This window comes from Nonomuraea sp. NBC_00507 (genome assembly GCF_036013525.1).
GTDB lineage: Bacteria > Actinomycetota > Actinomycetes > Streptosporangiales > Streptosporangiaceae > Nonomuraea.
The window spans coordinates 8,918,739-8,937,704 of record NZ_CP107853.1; the positions used below are offsets into that span (position 1 = coordinate 8,918,739).

An 18,966-nucleotide genomic window follows, 5' to 3' on the forward strand; every position below is an offset into this window, starting at 1 on the left:
CTCAATGGAGCCGGCCGGTGTCCCTTTTTCCCGCCTGTTCCATGCCGGCAAGCAGGTAGCCCAGGCCCTCGTCGAACGTGGCGTCCCAGTCGAGGTCGAGCCCATGCTCGGCGAGCGCCGGGTAGCGGTCTTCGCGTTCGCGCAGGAACGCGCCGGTGTCCTCGGCGTCTCGGTCCTGCCAGGTGACCTGCATGACGACCGAGCCCATGACGTGACGTAGTTGGACAGACTTTGAACTCCTCCCCGACCTGATGCTGAGGGTCGGAGATTCTCCCGTCGCGTCGTGGTCAAGCGGCGCGCGGGGGTTGACGCTTCACGGACCGCCCAACGGCGAGGTCTCCACGTCCTGGCACCGCAGTTCCTGCGGCGTTGGCGATATTGATCGCACCGTTGGTGTCGGCGTGGCCGACCCAGCCGCAGGCCGGGTTCTTACACGCGAACACAGTTCCGGCACGGTTGCCGGGGTCGCGGTATCCGCACTCGTGGCAGGTCTGGGAGGTGCCAGGCGCGGGAACCTTGACCACCTGCCCGCCCCGGTCGGCGGTCTTGTACTCCAACAGGGTGACGGTACGGCCCCACGCTTCCCCGGCGATCGCCCTGTTCAGGCCCGCCTTCTGCGCCACGTTCGTACCAGGCTGCTCCACGGTGCCCTTGGCGGAACGGACCATGTTCATGATTTTCAGGTCCTCCACCACGATCACGCCGAAGCCGGTGGCGAGTTCGGTGGTGGTCTGGTGCTGCCAGTCCAAAGCGCGGCGCTTGGCTGTCGCGCGCGCCTTGGCGATCTGGGCGTTGGTGCGGGCCAGCCGACGGGAGGTCGGCTCGCCCGGGGTACGGGCACGCCGCTGGCGAGCCGCTTTCTTCTCCAGAAGGCGCAGGCGCTCACGCTCGCCACCGGACAGCCAGGGACCGTGCTCGCGCATCGTCCCGTCCGACAAGGCCAGCGCGACGGTGACTCCCCGGTCGATGCCGACGCTCGGGCCAGAGTGCTGGGCAGGGGCGGGCACCTCGCACTCGACCCGGAACACGATCGTCCACCCGTACGCGTCCTTAACCAGCCGGGCTCCGGTGATCCGCCCGGCCGGACCGCCCTTGGTCACACCGGGCAGGTCCTTGGTCCACCGAAACCGCACCCGGCCCACCTTCGGCAGATTGACCGCGCCCCACCGCCGGTTGAGCCGCGTGATCTGCAAGTCACGGGCCTGAGGCACGTCCACGGCCAGCCGAGAGCGAAACCGAGCCTTGAACGTCGGACGGCCCGCCGGATGATCGGGATTGAAGAAGTTCGCCCACGCCTGCCGATAGGACTTCAGCACCGCCTGAGCCGCCTGAGCGGGCAACTGACCCATCCAGTCGATCTCGTGGCGGGCCTGCCGGATCGCGGCGTCGCAGTCCTTGAGCATGGCGAACCTGCCCTGACGAAAGGTGAAGAACTCATGCAACAGGTTCCACAAGGCACGCGCGGTGTGCGCCTGACCCTCCAGCTGGGCCGCCTGGACCGCACTGAGGTCAAGCCGCGCCACATGCGCTCTCGCCTGCTTCGCCAACTCCACACTGTGATCATACCGTTCGTTTGTGTCACCGCACTGAACTTCGAATATTGATGTACATACAGAACGACATGTCCCTCGCGACCTCGACCGCTACCTGATCTTCGGCGCGGACGGGCTCGTACGGGAGAGCGCCGAGCCCCGGTGGGACCTTTAGCTGGAGACCCGGCGCAGGGCCGAGACCGTCATGGTCTCGTCGACCGCCTCGGGCGACAACACGTGATCGAGCACCATGACCGCGCACCCGCTGATGCCCGCCGCCGCGCCGAGCCTGCTCGGCTCGATGCGCAGCCGCCGGGTGGCCAAGGCCGTGGAGCGGCGATAGACGACCTCGCGGATGCTCGACACCAGCGGCCCGAACGCCTCCGCCACATCGCCGCCCAGCACCACCACCGACGGGTTGAGGATGTTGACCGCCCCGGCCAGCACCTCGCCGATCCTGCGCCCGGCGGTGCGGACCATGGCCATCGTCTGGGCGTCACCGGCTCGCACTAACGCCGTCACGTCCGCGATCGTCTTGACGTCCTTGCCGGCCGCGCGCAGGTCGCGCAGCAGGGCGGTGCCGCTGGCCACGGAGTCGACGCAGTCGGTGTTGCCGCAGCGGCACAACACGCCGCCGCCGTCCAGCACGGGGATGTGGCCGATCTCGCCCGCCGCGCCCAGCGCGCCGCGCAGGATGCCGCCGCCGGCGATCACGCCCGCGCCGATGCGGGTGGAGACCTTCACGAACATCAGGTCGTCCAGATCGGGGTAGGCGCCGCGGTGCTCGCCGATGGCCAGCACGTTCACGTCGTTGTCCACGAGCACGGGGACGGGGAAGCGCTCGGCGACGATCGGCGGGATCACCACGCCGGTCCAGGAGGCCATCACGCGGGCGCTCTCCGTACGGCCCTGCGCGAACTCGACGGTGGCCGGCACGCCCATCCCGACGCCCCTGATCATCGAGCGCGGCCGGTCGCCGAGCAGCTCGTCCCAGGTGTCCATGAGCACCGGCAGCACGACGTCGGGACCCTGCTCCACGTCCATCGCGAACTCGCGCCCGGCCAGCTCCTGCCCGGCGAGGTCGCAGATCGCGACCCGGGTGCGGCTGGCGCCGAGCGCCGCCACCAGCACCACGCCGCCCGCGGCGTTGAACTCGAGCCGGACCGGCGGCCGCCCGCCCGTGGACGGGGCGTCGGTGCGCTCCACGACGAGACCGCGTTCCAGCAGCTCACCGACGCGCAGCTGCACCGCGGGGCGCGACAGGCCGGTCACCCGGCCGAGGTCGGCCCGCGTCACGGCCTCGCCTGAGCGGATGAGGCGAAGCATCTCGCCGCTGGTGGCGAGGGTCGCGGCGGTACGTCGTGGCATCGGCTAAGTGAACCACACGGGGTTAGGTAATGAAAAGTCAGAACTTTTTTATCTCAAATGCCAAAACTCCGCTTGTCTACCACCCAAACTCTCGTTAGTGTCCGTTCTGTCCCTGCTTTGGTAGATCATCGGAGCCCCACACCGTGTCCACCCACCCGACAGCCACCCCCGCCCACACCGCCGACCTCGTCGTCTTCGGCGGGACCGGCGACCTGTCCATGCGCAAACTGCTCCCGGCGCTGTATCACAGCGACAGGGAGGGACGGCTCTCTCCGGAGACCCGCGTGATCGCGATGTCCAGGGGCGGTCTGACCGACGCCGACTTCCGTGGCAAGGTGGACGCCGAGGTACGCGCTCAGGTCCCGGTCGACGACCCGGCCGTGTGGGAGCGTTTCCTGGCCCGCCTGCACCACGTGTCGGTCGACGTCGGAAGGGCTGACACGTCCGGCTGGGACGCGTTGTCCGGCATGCTGGCCGGTTTCGCGTCGCGTGACCGGGTGTTCTACCTGGCCAGCCCGCCCCGCACGTTCGGCCCCTTCTGCCGGGAGCTGGCCGAGGCCGGGCTGGTGACGCCGCGCTCGCGCGTGGTGCTGGAGAAACCCCTGGGCCACGACCTGCCGAGCGCGCAGGCGATCAACGACGAGGTCGGCGCGATCTTCGAGGAGCGCCAGATCTTCCGCATCGACCACTACCTGGGCAAGGAGACCGTCCAGAACCTGCTGGTCCTGCGCTTCGCCAACGCCTTCCTCGAGCCGATCTGGAACTCGCTCTGGATCGACCACGTCCAGATCACCGCCGCCGAGACCGTCGGCACGCCGGGCCGGCGCGGCTACTACGACCACGCGGGCGCGCTGCGCGACATGGTGCAGAACCACCTGCTGCAGCTCCTCACGCTGACCGCGATGGAGCCGCCGGCCCGCAACGACCGCGAGGCCATCCGCGACGAGAAAGTCAAGGTCCTGCAGGCGCTGCGCCCGATCGCGGGCACCGAGGTGGACCGCTTCACCGTGCGCGGCCAATACGTCGGCGCCGGCGACATGCCGGGCTACCTCGACGAGCCCGGCTCGACGCCGCCGACCGAGGCCTCCGCGCGGGTGGAGACGTTCACCGCGATCCGGGCCGAGATCAAGAACTGGCGATGGGCCGGGGTGCCGTTCTACCTGCGGACCGGCAAGCGCATGCCGTACCGGCGCTCGGAGATCGTGGTGCAGTTCAAGGACGTGCCGCACTCCATCTTCCCCGGCGGCACGCCGAACCGCCTGGTCCTGCGGCTGCAGCCGGAGGAGGGCATCGAGCTGCACATCATGGCCAAGGAGCCGGGCGCGGGCGAGGTGACGCTGAAGCCGGTGCCGCTGTCGCTGTCGTTCGGCAAGACGTTCACGACGCGGGTGCCCGAGGCGTACGAGCGGCTGCTGAGCGACGTGCTGGCCGGTAACCCGACGTTGTTCATGCGCCGCGACGAGGTGGAGGCGGCCTGGCGGTGGATCGACCCGATCCTGGACGCCTGGAAGTCCGACCCCGCCCTGCCTGAGCCCTACCCGGCCGGAACCACCGGCCCCGCCGGAGCCCACGATCTGCTAGGCCGCAGCGGTCGCGCGTGGCACGAGGAGGACATGTGAACACGGTCATTCAGGACGTTACCGACCGGATCATCGAGCGAAGCGCTGCCAGCCGCGCCGTCTACCTGGCGCGGATCCGGCGCGAGGGCGAGGCCGCCAAGGCCAAGGGCCCGGCCCGCGCCCACCTCGGCTGCGCGAACCTGGCGCACGGCTTCGCCTCGGCGAATGCCGAGGACAAGCCGGCTCTGCGCGCTTCGGCCAAGCCGGGCGTGGCGATCGTGACGAGCTACAACGACATGCTCTCCGCGCACGCACCGTACGAGACGTACCCGCCGGAGCTGAAGGCCGCCGTGCGCCGGGCCGGAGGCGTGGCACAGGTGGCGGGCGGCGTGCCGGCGATGTGCGACGGCATCACCCAGGGGCGGGCCGGCATGGAGCTGTCGCTCTACAGCCGTGACGTGATCGCCATGGCCACCGCCATCGCGCTGTCGCACGACATGTTCGACGCGTCGCTGCTGCTGGGCGTGTGCGACAAGATCGTGCCGGGGCTGTTCATCGGGGCGCTGCACTTCGGGCACCTGCCCGCGATCTTCGTGCCCGCCGGGCCGATGGCCTCCGGGCTGCCGAACAAGGTCAAGGCCCGCACCCGCCAGCTGTTCGCGGAGGGCAAGGTCGGGCGGGAGGAACTGCTCGACGCCGAGGCCGAGTCGTACCACTCCCCCGGCACCTGCACCTTCTACGGCACCGCGAACTCCAACCAGGCGCTCATGGAGGTCATGGGCCTGCACCTGCCCGGCTCGACGTTCGTCAACCCGCACACCGAGCTGCGCCACGCGCTCACCGAGGCCGCCGGTCGCCGCGCGGTGGAGATCACCGCGCACGGGGCGGAGTACACGCCGATCGGCGAGCTCGTGGACGAGAAGGCGATCGTGAACGCCTGCGTCGCGCTGCTGGCCACCGGCGGCTCCACGAACCACACGCTGCACCTGGTCGCCATGGCGGCGGCCGCGGGCATCGTGCTGACCTGGGATGACTTCGCCCGCCTGTCGGGGGTCGTGCCGTCACTGACCAAGATCTACCCGAACGGCCAGGCGGACGTGAACCACTTCCGCGACGCCGGTGGCATGCAGGTGCTCATCGGCGACCTGCTCGACGAGGGGCTGCTGCACGGCGACGTCATGACCGTGGCCGGCCCGGGCCTCGACCGCTACCGCGAGGCGCCGTCGCTGGTGGACGGCGAGGTGGTGTGGGCGCCGGTGACCGGCGGCAGCAAGGACCTGGACGTGCTGCGGCCGGTGGCGAAGCCGTTCTCGGCCGACGGCGGGATCCACATGGTCGAGGGCAATCTGGGTTGCGCGGTCAGCAAGGTGTCGGCGGTCAAGCCCGAGCACCTGGTGATCGAGGCCCCCGCGAAGGTCTTCGACGACCAGCTGGACCTGCTGAAGGCGTTCGAGATGGGCGAGCTGGACGGGCAGGACTTCGTGGCGGTCATCCGCTACCAGGGGCCGAGCGCGAACGGCATGCCCGAGCTGCACAAGCTCACGCCGCCGCTGGCGGTGCTGCTCGACCGGGGTCAGCGGGTGGCCATCGTCACCGACGGGCGGATGTCCGGCGCCTCAGGCAAGGTGCCTGCGGCCATCCACCTGTCGCCCGAAGCGGCCGACGGCGGGCCGATCGCGCTGGTCCGCGACGGCGACGTGATCAGGCTCGACTCGGCTGCGGGCACGCTGGAGCTGCTGGTGCCGGCCGAGGAGCTGGCCCTGCGGGCGCCCGAGGGACGGCCGCTGAGCGACGCGCAGTGGGTCGGCACCGGACGCGAGCTGTTCGCGGCGTTCCGCCGGATGGCGGGGCACGCGGAGCAGGGGGCCGGGATCTTCGGGGTGAGCGGCGCCGAGTCGCCGCACCACGGCCCGGGGCTCGGCTTCCCGGCCGAGGCCGGCGCCTCCCACCTGGAGACGGGCACCCCCGTGGGCGCCAGCCCCGCCGGACTCGCCCGGTGACCGTGGTTCACACCCCCTCCTGGGGTGAGGTGAGCGGCCGTGGCATCCTTCGGTATATGGCGAGCGATCTTGACGCCGCCCTGAGTGCCGGAGGTGTGTGATGAGTGCCTTTGACCTTCCGTGGCTCGTCGCCGACATCGGGGGGACCAACGCCAGGTTCGGCCTGGTCACCTCGCTGGGCGCGCGGCCCTCGCACGTCGCGGTCCTGGCGGGGGCCGACTACCCCACGCTCCCCGAAGCCGTGGCCGCCTACCTCGCGGAACACGCGGGCGGGGTGCGACCGGGGGCGGCCTGCCTGGCCGTGGCCGGACCGATCGACGGCGACGGTTACCGGCTCACGAACTCCGCGTGGGCGGGGTCCGTACGCGATCTCGACGTGCCGTACGCGCGGCTGCTCAACGACTTCGAGGCGCTGGCCGTCTCGCTGCCGCACCTGGACGGCGACGACCTGGTGTCCCTGGGCGGGCCCGCGCTCGGCCACGGCGTCAAGGCCGTGCTGGGTCCCGGCACCGGGCTCGGCGTGGGCGGGCTGGTGCCGACCGAGCACGGCTGGACGCCGATCCCCGGCGAGGGTGGTCACGTCACGGTGCCGGTGGTGGGCCGGCGGGAGCTGGAGATCGTCCGCGTGCTGCAGGCACAGGGCCTGCAGCACGTGGTGGCCGAGCACGTGCTGTCCGGTCCCGGCCTGGCCCGGCTGCACCGGGCGCTGGCCCAGGTGAACGGCGTCGGCGCGCCCGAGCTGACCGCCTCCGACATCGTGGCCAGGCTCGACGACTCGCTGTGCGCGGAGACGATCGAGGTGTTCTGCGGGATGCTGGGCAGCTTCGCGGGCAACGTGGCACTGACCCTCGGCGCGCGGGGTGGGGTGTACCTGGGTGGCGGAGTGCTGCCACGTATCGTGGAACGCGTGAGCACCAGCAGCTTCCGCACGCGGTTCGCCGCCAATCCCGACATGGCCGCATATCTGGCGGCGATCGGGACCGCTCTGATCGTCGCGCCCCAACCGGCGCTGACGGGCGCGGCCGCCTGGCTGAGCCAGCGTGCCCGCAGGGAGCTGGTGGGCTGACAACGACACCGGCCCCGCGCGGCCGGTGTTCGGTACTAGACGGCCTGTGAGGGCCGATGAGGAGACAGAACCCATGAGCTTGCTCGATCTCGCCCCCGTGATCCCGGTCGTTGTGATCGAGGACGTCGAGACCGCCGTGCCGATGGCCCGGGCGCTGGTCGCCGGAGGGCTGCCGGTCATCGAGGTGACGTTGCGCACGCCGGTGGCGCGCGAGGCCATCGCCAGGATCGCCGACGAGGTGCCCGAGGCGATGGTGGGTGCGGGGACGATCCGCACCCACGACGACATCGCGGCGTCGGTGTCCGCGGGGGCGAGGTTCCTGGTCTCGCCGGGCACGACCCTGTCGCTGGTCGAGGCGATGGACTCGAGCGGGGTGGCATACCTGCCGGGGGCCGCGACCGTGTCGGAGGTGATGGCGCTGGTGGAGCGGGGGATCAAGGAGCTGAAGTTCTTCCCCGCGGAGGCCGCGGGCGGCGTGCCGTATCTGAAGGCGCTGGCGGGCCCCCTGCCGGACGTGCGGTTCTGCCCGACGGGCGGCATCCGGGTGAACACCGCGCCCGACTACCTGGCGCTGCCGAACGTGGGCTGCGTCGGCGGCACCTGGCTGACCCCGGCGGACGTGCTGGCCGCGGGCGACTGGGGGCGTGTGGAGAAGCTCGCCTCGGAGGCCGCCGCCCTGCGCTGAGTCCCACCTGTTACGGCGCTGCCCCAACGCCGGCGGGCCGCGGCGTCAGCTCCAGATGGAGACGTGGATCGGGGGACGGAAGCGGTTGCGGGGAACGCCGTCCTCCGGGGCGCGCATCACCTGGGTGGCCGCCGGGGTCGTGAGGAAGTCCAGGAACGTGCCCGCCGCCAGGGACCGGTTGGCGGGTTCCAGCGTCGTCGCGTACCAGTAGGCCGCGAACGGGGTGGCCGGGGTGTCGATGGAGACCAGCTCACCCCGGCGCACCTGTGAGGACACCAGGTGCGCGGTGGCGGGCGCGACCCCGGCGCCCTCGGCGGCCGCCTTCCAGGCCGCCGTCTGGTTCGCGAAGACCCGTACCTGCGACTCCGGCACCCGCAGCGCCCGCAGGAGCCGGCCGGTGTCGCTGGCCGGGTCGGCGCCCGACGGGCCGACGAGCCAGTGGTCCCTGCGCCCACGCGGCGCGCCGACGACGATGAGCCTGCAGCGCAGGACGGGCCGGCTCACCAGCCCCGCCCCGCTCACCTGGGCGCCGAGCGCGACGTCGGCCAGGCGGCTGGACAGCAGCAGCGGCACTTCGGCCGTGCCCGCCACGCCGGTGGAGGCGTCCACCGACTTGCGCTGCGTGAACAGGCAGATCAGCGGACCGGCGACATATTCGGCCAGCCCGGCGTCCATGACCACGTGCAGCCCGGCGGGACGGCCGGGCTGGACCGCCGCGACCGCCTCCGCGCCCAGTGCGACGATCTGGGCGGCGATTCCCAGCAGCCGCCGCCCGCCCTCGGTCAGCACCATCCGGTCGCCTGACCGGATCAGCAGCGGGTCCCCGAGGTGCTTGCGCAGCTGGGCCAGCGACTGGGAGACCGCCGGCTCGCTCACGCCCAGCGCTCGGGCCGCCGCCTTGACGGATCCCAGCCGGGCGACGAAAACAAAAGCACCGAGCTGGCTAAGTGTCACGCACCCCTTCATAGTTGGCCGAAGCGCATTAAGGAATCCCTTATTTGTGGATTGTCGCGACAAATCGGTAACAGCACTGTGCTCTCATGCAGGTTCCGGCAAAGTTCGAATACGAGAGAGCCGACAGCGTGCCGCACGCGATCGAGCTCCTGGCGCGGTACGGTCCCGAGGCCAGGATCGTGGCCGGCGGGCACAGCCTCATCCCGATGATGAAGCTCCGCCTGGCCCAGCCCGAGGCGCTGATCGACATCAACGGCCTGGCCGAGCTGGGGCGAATCGCCGTGGAGGGCGACGAGCTGGCTATCGGCGCACTGGTACGGCACGCAGAGCTGCTCGACAGCACAATCGCAACCGACCTTTTCCCGATATTTCGGGACGCTGAGCAAGTTATTGCCGACCCGATAGTAAGAAATCGGGGGACCGTAGGGGGCTCATTGTGCCAGGGCGATCCTTCTGAGGATTTGTCGGCCGTCTTCTCGGCCTTAAGGGCGTCAGCGGTCATCCAGGGGCCGGGCGGCACGCGTACGGTGCCGATCCGCGCGTTCCACCGCGGCCCGTACGAGACCGCCGTCGGGGACGGCGAGCTGCTGATCCAGCTGCGCGTGCCGGTCACACCCGGCACCGGCAGCGCGTACGCGAAGGTCGAGCGGCGCGTCGGCGACTGGCCGGTGGCGGCGGCCGGAGCGGTGATCACCGTGCGGGACGGCATGATCGCGCAGGCGGGCATCGGGCTGACCGCGGTCGGCGCCGAGCACTTCTGCGCCCCTGAGGCCGAAGCCTTCCTCCAGGGCGAGGCGCCGGGCGAGGAGGCATTCGCCCAGGCGGCCAGGATCGCGGCCGAGCACTGCGAGCCGCACGCCGACCAGCGCGGCCCCGCCGACTACAAGCGCCACCTGGCCGCCGAGCTGACCAAGCGGGCACTGGCCAGGGCGCAGCTGAATGTCGCCGGGTCCGCGACAGATCCGAATGTCGCCGGGTCCGCGACAGAAAAGAGGATCTGAGATGCGGATCACGGTGACGGTGAATGGGCAGCCGCACACGAGAGAGGTCGAGCCGAGGCTGCTGCTCGTGCACTTCCTGCGCGACGAGCTGAGCCTGACCGGCACCCACTGGGGTTGCGACACCTCCAACTGCGGTGTCTGCACGGTCCAGCTGGACGGCGTGCCGGTCAAGTCGTGCACGGTGCTGGCGGTCATGGCCGACGGCCACGAGGTGACCACGGTGGAGGGGCTGGAGCGGGACGGCGAGCTGGACGCGGTGCAGAAGGGGTTCGTGGAGTGCCACGGGCTGCAGTGCGGGTTCTGCACACCGGGCATGCTGCTGACCGCGCGCGCCCTCCTCGACCGCGTGCCCGACCCCGACGAGGGCCAGATCCGCGAGGCCATCTCGGGACAGCTGTGCCGGTGCACCGGCTACGAGAACATCGTCCGTTCGATCAGGTGGGCGGCTGAAGCGAGTCTGAATGTCGCCGAGTCCGCGACGGAGGCGAAGCAGCAGTGAGCTACGGACCCATGCACCGCAAAGAGGACGCCCGCTTCATCCGGGGGCGCGGCAACTACACCGACGACGTACGGCTCCCTGGCATGCTGTACGGCGCCGTGCTGCGCAGCCCGCACGCCCACGCGAAGATCGTCTCCATCGACACCAGCGCCGCCGAGGCGCATCCGAAGGTCAAGGCCGTCATCACGGGCCAGACCCTCGCCGGGCTCGGCCTGGCCTGGATGCCCACGCTGTCGCAGGACACGCAGGCGGTGCTGGCCACGGACAAGGTGCGCTTCCAGGGGCAGGAGGTCGCGTTCGTGGTGGCCGAGGACGCCTACGCGGCCCGCGACGCGCTGGAGCTGATCGACGTCGAGTACGACCCCCTCGACGCGGTCATCGACGCCAGGAAGGCCCTCGACCAGGACGCCCCGGTGATCAGGGACGACCTCGAGGGCCGGACGGACAACCACATCTTCGACTGGGAGGCCGGCGACCGGGCCCGCACCGACGCGCTCTTCGAGCAGGCCGAGGTGAAAGTCGCGCAGGACATGCTCTACCCGCGCGTGCACCCCGCGCCGCTGGAGACCTGCGGCGCGGTCACCGACTTCGACAAGGTCACCGGCAAGCTCACCGTCTGGTGCCCGACGCAGGCGCCGCACGCGCACCGCACGTTGTACGCGATGGTGGCCGGGCTGCCGGAGCACAAGATCCGGGTGATCTCGCCGGACATCGGCGGCGGCTTCGGAGGAAAAGTCGGGATCTATCCCGGGTATGTCTGTGCGATCGTCGGCTCCATCGTCACCGGCCGCCCGGTCAAGTGGATGGAGGACCGCTCCGAGAACCTCATGAGCACCGCCTTCGCCCGCGACTACCACATGCACGGCGAGATCGCCGCGACCCGCGACGGCAGGATCCAGGCGATCCGGGTGAAGGTGCTGGCCGACCATGGCGCGTTCAACGGCACCGCGCAGCCGACCAAGTTCCCCGCCGGGTTCTTCCACGTCTTCTCCGGCTCGTACGACATCGAGGCCGCCCACTGCGAGGTCACCGGCGTCTACACCAACAAGGCCCCCGGCGGCGTGGCCTACGCCTGCTCCTTCCGCGTCACCGAGGCGGTCTACCTGGTCGAGCGCATGGTCGACGTCCTGGCCGACCAGTTGAGCATGGACCCGGCCGACCTGCGGATGCGCAACCTGCTCAAACCCGAGCAGTTCCCGTACCACTCCCCCACCGGCTGGGAGTACGACTCCGGCGACTACCCCAAGGCGCTGCGCCTGGCCATGGACATGATCGGCTACGACAAGCTCCGCGCCGAGCAGGCCGACAAGCGGGCCAGGGGCGAGGTGATGGGCATCGGCGTCAGCTTCTTCACCGAGGCCGTGGGCGCGGGCCCGCGCAAGCACATGGACATCCTGGGCCTCGGCATGGCCGACGGGGCCGAGCTGCGCGTGCACCCGACGGGCAAGGCCGTGCTGCGGGTGTCGTGCCAGTCGCAGGGCCAGGGCCATGAGACGACGTTCGCGCAGATCGTCGGGCAGGAGCTGGGCATCCCGGCCGACGATGTGGAGGTCGTGCACGGCGACACCGACCAGACGCCGTTCGGCCTCGGCACGTACGGATCCCGCTCCACCCCGGTCTCCGGCGCGGCCACCGCGATCGTAGCCAGGAAGGTGCGCGACCGGGCCAAGATCGTGGCGGCGGCCATGCTGGAGGCCGCGCCGGACGACCTGGAGTGGGCCGACGGCAAGTGGTCGATCGTCGGCGACCCGTCCGCCGGCAAGTCGATGGCCGAGATCGCGCTGGCCGCGCACTCGAACCTGGAGCTGCCCGAGGGGGTGGAGGGCCATCTGGACGCGGTGACCGTCTACAACCCGCCGAACCTGACGTATCCGTTCGGGGCGTACATCTGCGTCGTGGACCTCGATCCCGGGACGGGGCAGGTGAAGGTGCGCAGGTTCGTGGCGGTGGACGATTGCGGGGTGCGGATCAACCCCATGATCGTCGAGGGGCAGATCCACGGCGGGCTGGCCGACGGGGTCGGGATGGCGCTCATGCAGGTGATGGCGTTCGACGAGGACGGCAACCACCTGGGGGCGTCGTTCATGGACTACCTGCTGCCGACCTCGATGGAGTGCCCGTCGTGGGAGCTGGGCGAGACCGTGACGCCGTCGCCGACGCACCCGATCGGGGCCAAGGGCGTGGGCGAGTCGGCCACGGTGGGCTCCCCCGCGGCCGTGGTCAACGCCGTGGTGGACGCGCTGGGGCCGTACGGGGTGCGGCACGCGGACATGCCGCTCACTCCGGCGAATGTGTGGCGCGTCATCAACGGCGACCCGTTCCGCACGGACCTGGCCATCCCATGAGTGATTTCCTCGGTATGCCGGCGCCCCGCAAGCGGGCGCCGGCCGCCCTGGACGTCCAGGCCAGGGTGGCGGAGCTGCGGTCGGGGCGGGAGCCGTACGTCCTGGCCACCGTCGTGCGCGCGCAGCGGCCGACCAGCGCGAAGGCGGGCGACCGCGCGCTGGTGCTGCCCGACGGCACGATCGAGGGGTTCGTCGGCGGCGTCTGCGCCGCTGACACGGTGCGGGCGCAGGGCCTGCGGCTGCTCGAGCTCCGCCGGCCGCCGGGACAGACCACGCTGCTGCGGATCACCCCGGAAGCCGGCGAGCCGCACGAGGAGGAGGGCCTGGTGGCGGTGGGTCAGCCCTGCCTGTCCGGCGGCACACTGGAGATCTTCCTCGAGGCGGTGCTCCCGCCCGTCCTGGTCCACGTGTACGGCGACAGCCCCATCGCCCGGGCCTTCGCCGCCGTGGGCAGGGCGATGGGCTACCAGGTGGAGACGGACGCGGGTGCGGCGATCGCCGACGACACCGCGGCCGTGCTCGTCGCCTCGCACGGCGTGGGCGAGGAGCCGGTGCTGCGTGCCGCGCTGGCCAAGGACGTGCCGTACGTGGCGCTGATCGCCAGCCGCAGGCGCGGCGCGGCGGTGCTGGCGGGTGTGGAGGGAGGTGAGCGGGTGCACGTTCCGGCGGGTCTGGACATAGGGGCCAGAACGCCTGGTGAGGTGGCGGTGTCGGTGTATGCGGAGTTGATCAGCACGCGTTGATCAGGGGTATTCGGAAGCGCGGCGGCCGGGTAGGGCAAGAGAGGGAAAAGCCACAGCCTCGGGGACCCCCTCCTGCTCCCGGAGAGCGAAGGGACATTGATGCTCACGCAAACGGCCAGCCAACCACCGCAGCTCATCGACGATCGCCCGGTGTCGCAGCCGGGGAGCCTCGAGAGGGGGATCGACATCCTCCTCGCACTGAGCGCGGCCTCGAGACCGGTCAGCCTGGCGCAGCTGTGCCGCAGCACGGGCCTGCCCAAGTCGACCGCGCACCGGATCCTGGGCGTGCTGTGCTCGCGCGAGCTGGCCACCCGGGTGGGAAACGGCTACCTGCCCGGCGCGTTGCTGGAGACGATGGCGGGCCTCGCCCGCGCCCGGGTGCCCGGCACCCGCCGGGTCGTGCTGCCGTACCTGCAATACCTGTACGAGACCACCCGGCAGACGGTGAACCTGGCCGTGCCCTCCGGCCTGGAGGCCCGTTACGTCGAACGGCTCTACGGCCACAACCGGGTCTGCTCCCCCTCCGACGGCCTGGACCGGGCGCCGCTGCACTGCACGGCGACCGGCAAGGCGTTGCTCGCGTTCGACCCGAGGCTGCGTGAGGAGGTGCTGGCGCGCGGCTCGTTCGAGCGCATGACGCGCCGGACGATCATCAGCCTGCCGGGGCTGGAACGCGAGTTGGCCCAGGTGCGCCGGCACGGCCTGGCGTACGCGCAGGAAGAGTTCGTGGAGGGCGTGGTCTGCGTGGCGGCCCCGGTGTTCGGTCCTGGCGGCCGCATCTGCATGTCCCTGGGGGTGGCCGCGCGCGCCCACGCGGTGCCGCTCGGCAAGCTGGGCATCGCCGTGCGCGGGGCCGCCCAGGCCATCTCCGCCGCGCTTCTCGGCGTGTAGACGTTCCGATCACTGGAACGCTCCATCGCTCCGCGACCGCAAGCGTTCCAGTGACCGAAACCCGTGATTGCGGGCGCCCCGCCGCAGCGATCACATCAGGGGCATGAATGTCCTTCCCGCCACGGCCATCCAGGAGGCGTCACCGGCCCGCCGCATCCCGGGCGCCCAGGCGCAGGTCGAGCGGCGGGTCGCGGGTGCCTAGGGGGCTGCCCAGGGCGACCGCGCTGGAGAGCCTGCGCCTCGCGGCCGCCCTCGTGCCCCCGGGCGCGCCACACGTGGCAGCCGGGCGCGACCTGCTGCGCGGCAGGCCCCTGCTGGCCGACCTCGAATCCCGGTACGGCGGCCGCCCCGTGCTGGTCCGCGGCCGGAGGGGCCCGGCGCTGCTGGTGTTGTCCCGACGCGACGCGCTGCGCGTGCTGGAGGACGAGCGGGGCGCCTACGCGCCGGCCCGTGACGAGCGCAGGTTGAGCCTGCCGACGGACGTCCTGCGCCCGGCGTTCATCGAGATCGCCCGCGAGGAGGCCGCGGAGCTGGCCGACGGCGTGGTGGGCTACGAGCGGCTCGACGCCCGCTGGCAGCGCGTGGCCAGGCGCTGCGTGTACGGCGACGGCGCGGCCGGCGACGAGGAGCTCACCACCCTGCTGGCGCGGCTGGGCAGGCACCAGGCGGGGCGCCGCCAGGAGATCCTCTCCGGCCGCTACGACGCGCGGATCCTCGACCACCTGCGCCGAGCCGAGCCGGGCAGCGTGGCCGGCCTGATCGCCGAGACCTCCGGCGAGGCGGAGTCGCGCCGGCTCATGCAGGCCGCGTTCTGGCTGATGGGGCTCGGCGTCGCCGCGACGGGCCTCATGCAGACGCTGGCGTTGCTCGCCATCCACCCGAGTCATCGCAAGGCGGCCCGCGCGGACTCCCAGCATCTGCGGGCCTGCCTGCGCGAGGCACTGCGGCTGTGGCCGCCGGTCCCCGCGCTGTCCCGGGTCACCACCGTGAGCACCGAGTGGTGCGGCACCACCGTGCCCGCGGGCACCACCGTGCTGGTGCCGCTCGCCGCGCACCAGCGCAGCGCGCGCCTGCCGTACGCGAACACGTTCGCGCCCGAGATCTGGCTCGACGGCACCGCGGCGGGCGAATGGTGGGCCCGGCCGGGCTGCGACGGCGTGCACCTGACGCTCGCGGTCGGCACGGCCTTCCTGGGCGGCCTGCTGCGGGCCGCCCGCCCCAAGCCGGTCGGGCGGCTGCTCTCGCCGCACCGGCCGCTCCCGTACACGCTCAACGTCTCGCGGCTGCGGGTGAGGATGCGCCCGGCCCGCCGCGGACCCGCTCAGCCCTGAGGGGTGCCTGGTCAAGGCCAGTGGCCGACGTAGAGGCCCGTCCTCCGTTAGAGTCTGGGGTACAAACGGGATGCCGGGCGGCGGACGGTTCGGGGTTAGGGGCCGGGGGGAGGAACGGTTCGCGTTGAGACGCGATGACGACGGCGAGAGGACGGCGACATTGGGGCGCTCCGCAGGCACTCCGCTGGAGCCGGAAGACCCGCCGGCGATCGGCCCCTATGAGCTGGTCAGCCGTCTCGGCTCCGGCGGCATGGGGGTGGTCTACCTCGCCAAGTCCGCCGATGGGCCGCGGGTGGCGCTCAAGGCGATCCGCAGGGACTTCACCGCCGACCCGGTCTACCGTGCGCGTTTCCACGAAGAGGTGTCCAACGCGCGCAAGGTGGCCTCGTTCTGCACGGCGCGGGTGCTCGACCACGGCGAGGACCGGGGCGTGCTCTACCTCGTCACCGAATACATCGACGGCATCTCGCTGGAAGATCACCTGATCGAGCACGGGGCGCTGTCGCCGTCCGTGCTGCACGCGGCCGCCGTCGGCGTGGCGGCCGCGCTGACCGCGATCCACGCGGCGGGGCTGGTGCACCGCGATCTCAAACCGGCCAACGTCATGCTGACGCTGGCCGGGCCGCGGGTGATCGACTTCGGGCTGGCCCGGTCGACGCATGTCGACTCCCGGCACACGAACGCCGGCATGGTCATGGGCACACCCGGATGGATCGCTCCCGAGCAGGTCTTCGAGGGGCGGACCAGCCCGGCGGGAGACGTGTTCGCGTGGGGGTCGCTGATCGCGTACGCGGGGCTGGGCGGGCACCCGTTCGGCGAGGGGGACGCCTACGTGATGGCGGCCCGGGCCCGTACGGCACCGCCCGATCTGCGGGGGTTGCCCACGCCGCTGGACCGGTTGGTGGCGGCGGCCATCCACCCTGACCCGGCGCGCCGGCCTACGGCGAGGCAGCTGCTGCTGGAGCTGGTGGAGGCGGCCGACGAGCCGGCGGCGCAGCTGGCCGCGACCAAGCATCTGACGAACGCGTGGAACCCGTCGGAGTTCGCACCGCACCCGGACGCTCGCGCGCCACGCCCCGACGCTGCCGGCCCGCACCTGGACGCCCGCGCGCCACGCCCCGACGCTGCCGGCCCGCGCCCGGACGCCCGCACGCCCCACCCCGACTCGGCCGGCCCGCGCCCAGACGGCGCCGGTCGTGGCCCGCAGCCGCTGCCTCACCCGGACGCCCGTACCGGGCAGGCGCCACCGCATCACGACAGCCGCGCCCTGCAGGCCGCACCGCATCCTGAGGCGCGCAACCCTCAGGGGTCGTCGCACGCAGAGGCACGCAGCCCTCTGGGGCCTCCGGCCGAGCGCACCGGTCCCACGCCGGTGACCTCCCGCGGGCCGCAACCGTCACCGGCCGAGCGCACGGGGCCGACGCCTGGCACCAGCCGGGGACCGCAGCCGCCACACGCCGAGCGGACCGGACCCGTACCAGGCGTAGGACCCCAGCCGCCACACGCCGAGCGCACCGGGCCCGTACCGGGCGCAATGCCCCAACCGCCACACGCCGACCGGACCGGACCCGTACCGGGCGCAATGCCCCAACCGCCACACGCCGACCGGACCGGACCCGTACCAGGCGCAGCGCCCCAGCCGCCACACGCCGAGCGCACCGGGCCACTCCCCGGAACCGGGCGGGGACCGCAGACGCACGGGCGGGGTGGGCAGGCCCGGCATCCCGAACGGAGCATGCCGCGGCCGGGCGGGCGAGGGCCGCTCCCCCACCACGCCACGACGGGCCAGGGGCCCTTGCCCGGCTACCGGCCCGCCCGCCCGAAGCGGGGCGTGTTCGCGGGCTGCCTCACCGCCCTGGTCATCGCGGCCGTGCTGCTGGTGCTGCTGTTGGCCGCGCTGGCCTGGTTATTCCGCGAAACTCCGGCCGGCGCGGACGGCCCGGTGGAGGATGGCAAGCTGAGGTTCGCGGTGACGAGCACGAAGTGCCCCAAGCCCGCCAAGGCCGCGACGACGCGCACCTGCCAGATCGGGGTGAAGGTCAACAACATCGGCCACGAGGCCAGGGTGCTCTACCCGGGCCAGCAGAAGCTGATCGACGAGGACGACATGCCGCACGGCGGCACCAAGCTGCTCGACAAGAGCGGCAAGGAGATCACGCCGATCCGCATCGAGGCAGGCGGCGCGTTCACTGGCACGCTGGTGTTCGAGTTGCCGAAGAACCTGCAGCCCACGGGCCTGGAGGTGCACGACTCCGGGCTGAGCGCGGGAGCCAGGGTCAACCTGGATTCCTGACCCCCGCCTGGGCGAGCCTGGCCAGCAGGGCGGTGACGCGCCGGCCGGCGGCTTCGGCGCCGCCGGAGGTGAGCGCGGAGCCCATGCCGCAGGCCACGGCGCCGGCCGCGATCCACTCCGGCGCGTTGTCGAGGGTGACGCCGCCCGTGGGGATGGCGGGAACCTGGGGCAGCGCGGCCCGTACGTCGCGCAGCCAGGACGGCGACACCGCGGACGCCGGGAAGATCTTCACCGCGTCCGCGCCTTCCTCCAGAGCACGGACGATCTCGGTCGGGGTGGCCACGCCGGGGAAGACCGGCACACCGTAGCGGTGGCCGGCGCGGATCACCTCGGGATGCAGGTTGGGCGAGACCAGGAAGCGCGCGCCGGACTCCACGGCGGCGCGGGCCGCGGCGGCGTCGAGCACGGTGCCCGCGCCGACGAGCGCCTCGGGCCGCTGCTCGGTGAGCCGGGCGACGGCGGTGAGGGCGCGCGGCGTGGTGAGCGCCACCTCCACGGCCCGCAGTCCGGCGTCCAGCACGGCCTCGGCGGCGGCCACCGCCTCCCCTGGCCCCGCGGCCCTGACGATCCCGAACACCCGCTGCTCGGTGACGGCCTGGACGATCTCCCAGCGGAACATGATTTCCCTTCTCATGGTCTACAGTCCGGCGCCGGCGGCGAGCCGCTCTCCCCGCCTCGGCGAACCCGCGCCAACGGCGC

Annotated in this window: 16 protein-coding genes; 11 read left to right on the forward strand and 5 right to left on the reverse strand. The window is 72.0% G+C overall.

Translation table 11 applies throughout. The features are described from left to right. Position 1: 1 nt before the first annotated feature. The 3 genes from OHA25_RS43025 to OHA25_RS43035 form a co-directional block, all read right to left on the reverse strand. Positions 2 to 208 (reverse strand): hypothetical protein, encoded by a 207-nt coding sequence (locus OHA25_RS43025; protein ID WP_327582666.1) that lies wholly within the window; start codon positions 206 to 208, stop codon positions 2 to 4. Positions 209 to 287: 79 nt separating this feature from the next. Then, positions 288 to 1,553 (reverse strand): RNA-guided endonuclease InsQ/TnpB family protein, encoded by a 1,266-nt coding sequence (locus tag OHA25_RS43030; RefSeq protein ID WP_327582667.1) that lies wholly within the window; start codon positions 1,551 to 1,553, stop codon positions 288 to 290. 150 nt (positions 1,554 to 1,703) lie between these two features. Then, positions 1,704 to 2,900, reverse strand: coding sequence for an ROK family transcriptional regulator (locus tag OHA25_RS43035; RefSeq protein WP_327582668.1), 1,197 nt, complete (start codon positions 2,898 to 2,900; stop codon positions 1,704 to 1,706). Between the two features lie 143 nt (positions 2,901 to 3,043). Here OHA25_RS43035 and zwf point away from each other — a divergent pair, with 143 nt between their 5' ends. The 4 genes from zwf (at position 3,044) to eda (ending at position 8,210) form a co-directional block, all read left to right on the forward strand. Then, positions 3,044 to 4,519, forward strand: coding sequence for a glucose-6-phosphate dehydrogenase (zwf, locus tag OHA25_RS43040; RefSeq protein WP_327582669.1), 1,476 nt, complete (start codon positions 3,044 to 3,046; stop codon positions 4,517 to 4,519). After that, complete coding sequence (edd, locus tag OHA25_RS43045; RefSeq protein WP_327582670.1) at positions 4,516 to 6,459, forward strand: phosphogluconate dehydratase; 1,944 nt, start codon at positions 4,516 to 4,518, stop codon at positions 6,457 to 6,459. The genes zwf and edd overlap by 4 nt, the downstream gene beginning before the upstream one ends. A 100-nt stretch (positions 6,460 to 6,559) precedes the next feature. Further along, positions 6,560 to 7,525, forward strand: coding sequence for a glucokinase (gene glk / locus OHA25_RS43050; RefSeq protein ID WP_327582671.1), 966 nt, complete (start codon positions 6,560 to 6,562; stop codon positions 7,523 to 7,525). A gap of 73 nt (positions 7,526 to 7,598) precedes the next feature. Further along, complete coding sequence (gene eda, locus OHA25_RS43055; RefSeq protein ID WP_305917915.1) at positions 7,599 to 8,210, forward strand: bifunctional 4-hydroxy-2-oxoglutarate aldolase/2-dehydro-3-deoxy-phosphogluconate aldolase; 612 nt, start codon at positions 7,599 to 7,601, stop codon at positions 8,208 to 8,210. Positions 8,211 to 8,255: 45 nt separating this feature from the next. Here eda and OHA25_RS43060 read toward each other — a convergent pair whose 3' ends face one another. Further along, positions 8,256 to 9,164 (reverse strand): LysR family transcriptional regulator, encoded by a 909-nt coding sequence (locus OHA25_RS43060; RefSeq protein ID WP_327582672.1) that lies wholly within the window; start codon positions 9,162 to 9,164, stop codon positions 8,256 to 8,258. Between the two features lie 86 nt (positions 9,165 to 9,250). Between OHA25_RS43060 and OHA25_RS43065 the strand changes: the two genes are divergently transcribed. From OHA25_RS43065 to OHA25_RS43095, 7 genes are all read left to right on the forward strand, one after another. Beyond that, positions 9,251 to 10,165, forward strand: a complete 915-nt coding sequence (locus tag OHA25_RS43065; protein ID WP_327582673.1) for an FAD binding domain-containing protein — start codon at positions 9,251 to 9,253, stop codon at positions 10,163 to 10,165. Between the two features lies 1 nt (position 10,166). Next, on the forward strand, positions 10,167 to 10,664 hold the full coding sequence (locus tag OHA25_RS43070; protein WP_327582674.1) for a (2Fe-2S)-binding protein: 498 nt from the start codon (positions 10,167 to 10,169) through the stop codon (positions 10,662 to 10,664). After that, positions 10,661 to 13,009 (forward strand): aerobic carbon-monoxide dehydrogenase large subunit, encoded by a 2,349-nt coding sequence (locus OHA25_RS43075; RefSeq protein WP_327582675.1) that lies wholly within the window; start codon positions 10,661 to 10,663, stop codon positions 13,007 to 13,009. Before OHA25_RS43070 ends, OHA25_RS43075 begins: the two co-directional genes overlap by 4 nt. Continuing rightward, entirely contained in the window at positions 13,006 to 13,752 is a 747-nt protein-coding gene (locus tag OHA25_RS43080; protein WP_327582676.1) for an XdhC family protein, read from the forward strand. The genes OHA25_RS43075 and OHA25_RS43080 overlap by 4 nt, the downstream gene beginning before the upstream one ends. Positions 13,753 to 13,851: 99 nt before the next feature. Continuing rightward, entirely contained in the window at positions 13,852 to 14,643 is a 792-nt protein-coding gene (locus tag OHA25_RS43085) for an IclR family transcriptional regulator (protein ID WP_327582677.1), read from the forward strand. 194 nt (positions 14,644 to 14,837) lie between these two features. Then, the gene (locus tag OHA25_RS43090) at positions 14,838 to 15,974 is read left to right on the forward strand and encodes a cytochrome P450 (protein ID WP_327582678.1); all 1,137 of its coding nucleotides are present in this window, start codon (positions 14,838 to 14,840) and stop codon (positions 15,972 to 15,974) included. 124 nt (positions 15,975 to 16,098) lie between these two features. Further along, positions 16,099 to 18,267 (forward strand): protein kinase domain-containing protein, encoded by a 2,169-nt coding sequence (locus OHA25_RS43095; protein WP_327582679.1) that lies wholly within the window; start codon positions 16,099 to 16,101, stop codon positions 18,265 to 18,267. Here OHA25_RS43095 and OHA25_RS43100 read toward each other — a convergent pair. Beyond that, a complete protein-coding gene (locus OHA25_RS43100; protein WP_327582680.1) occupies positions 18,251 to 18,901 on the reverse strand; it encodes a bifunctional 4-hydroxy-2-oxoglutarate aldolase/2-dehydro-3-deoxy-phosphogluconate aldolase in 651 nt (216 codons plus the stop codon). The genes OHA25_RS43095 and OHA25_RS43100 overlap by 17 nt on opposite strands. Positions 18,902 to 18,966: the final 65 nt, after the last annotated feature.

Bases quoted from the DNA above. Each gene is read 5' to 3' on its own strand.
- OHA25_RS43035 (WP_327582668.1), bottom strand. From the start codon at position 2,900: ATGCCACGACGTACCGCCGCGACCCTCGCCACCAGCGGCGAGATGCTT.
- glk (WP_327582671.1), top strand. From the start codon at position 6,560: ATGAGTGCCTTTGACCTTCCGTGGCTCGTCGCCGACATCGGGGGGACC.
- OHA25_RS43070 (WP_327582674.1), top strand. From the start codon at position 10,167: ATGCGGATCACGGTGACGGTGAATGGGCAGCCGCACACGAGAGAGGTC.
- OHA25_RS43085 (WP_327582677.1), top strand. From the start codon at position 13,852: ATGCTCACGCAAACGGCCAGCCAACCACCGCAGCTCATCGACGATCGC.
- OHA25_RS43100 (WP_327582680.1), bottom strand. From the start codon at position 18,901: ATGAGAAGGGAAATCATGTTCCGCTGGGAGATCGTCCAGGCCGTCACC.
- eda (WP_305917915.1), top strand. From the start codon at position 7,599: ATGAGCTTGCTCGATCTCGCCCCCGTGATCCCGGTCGTTGTGATCGAG.
- OHA25_RS43080 (WP_327582676.1), top strand. From the start codon at position 13,006: ATGAGTGATTTCCTCGGTATGCCGGCGCCCCGCAAGCGGGCGCCGGCC.
- OHA25_RS43025 (WP_327582666.1), bottom strand. From the start codon at position 208: ATGGGCTCGGTCGTCATGCAGGTCACCTGGCAGGACCGAGACGCCGAG.
- OHA25_RS43065 (WP_327582673.1), top strand. From the start codon at position 9,251: ATGCAGGTTCCGGCAAAGTTCGAATACGAGAGAGCCGACAGCGTGCCG.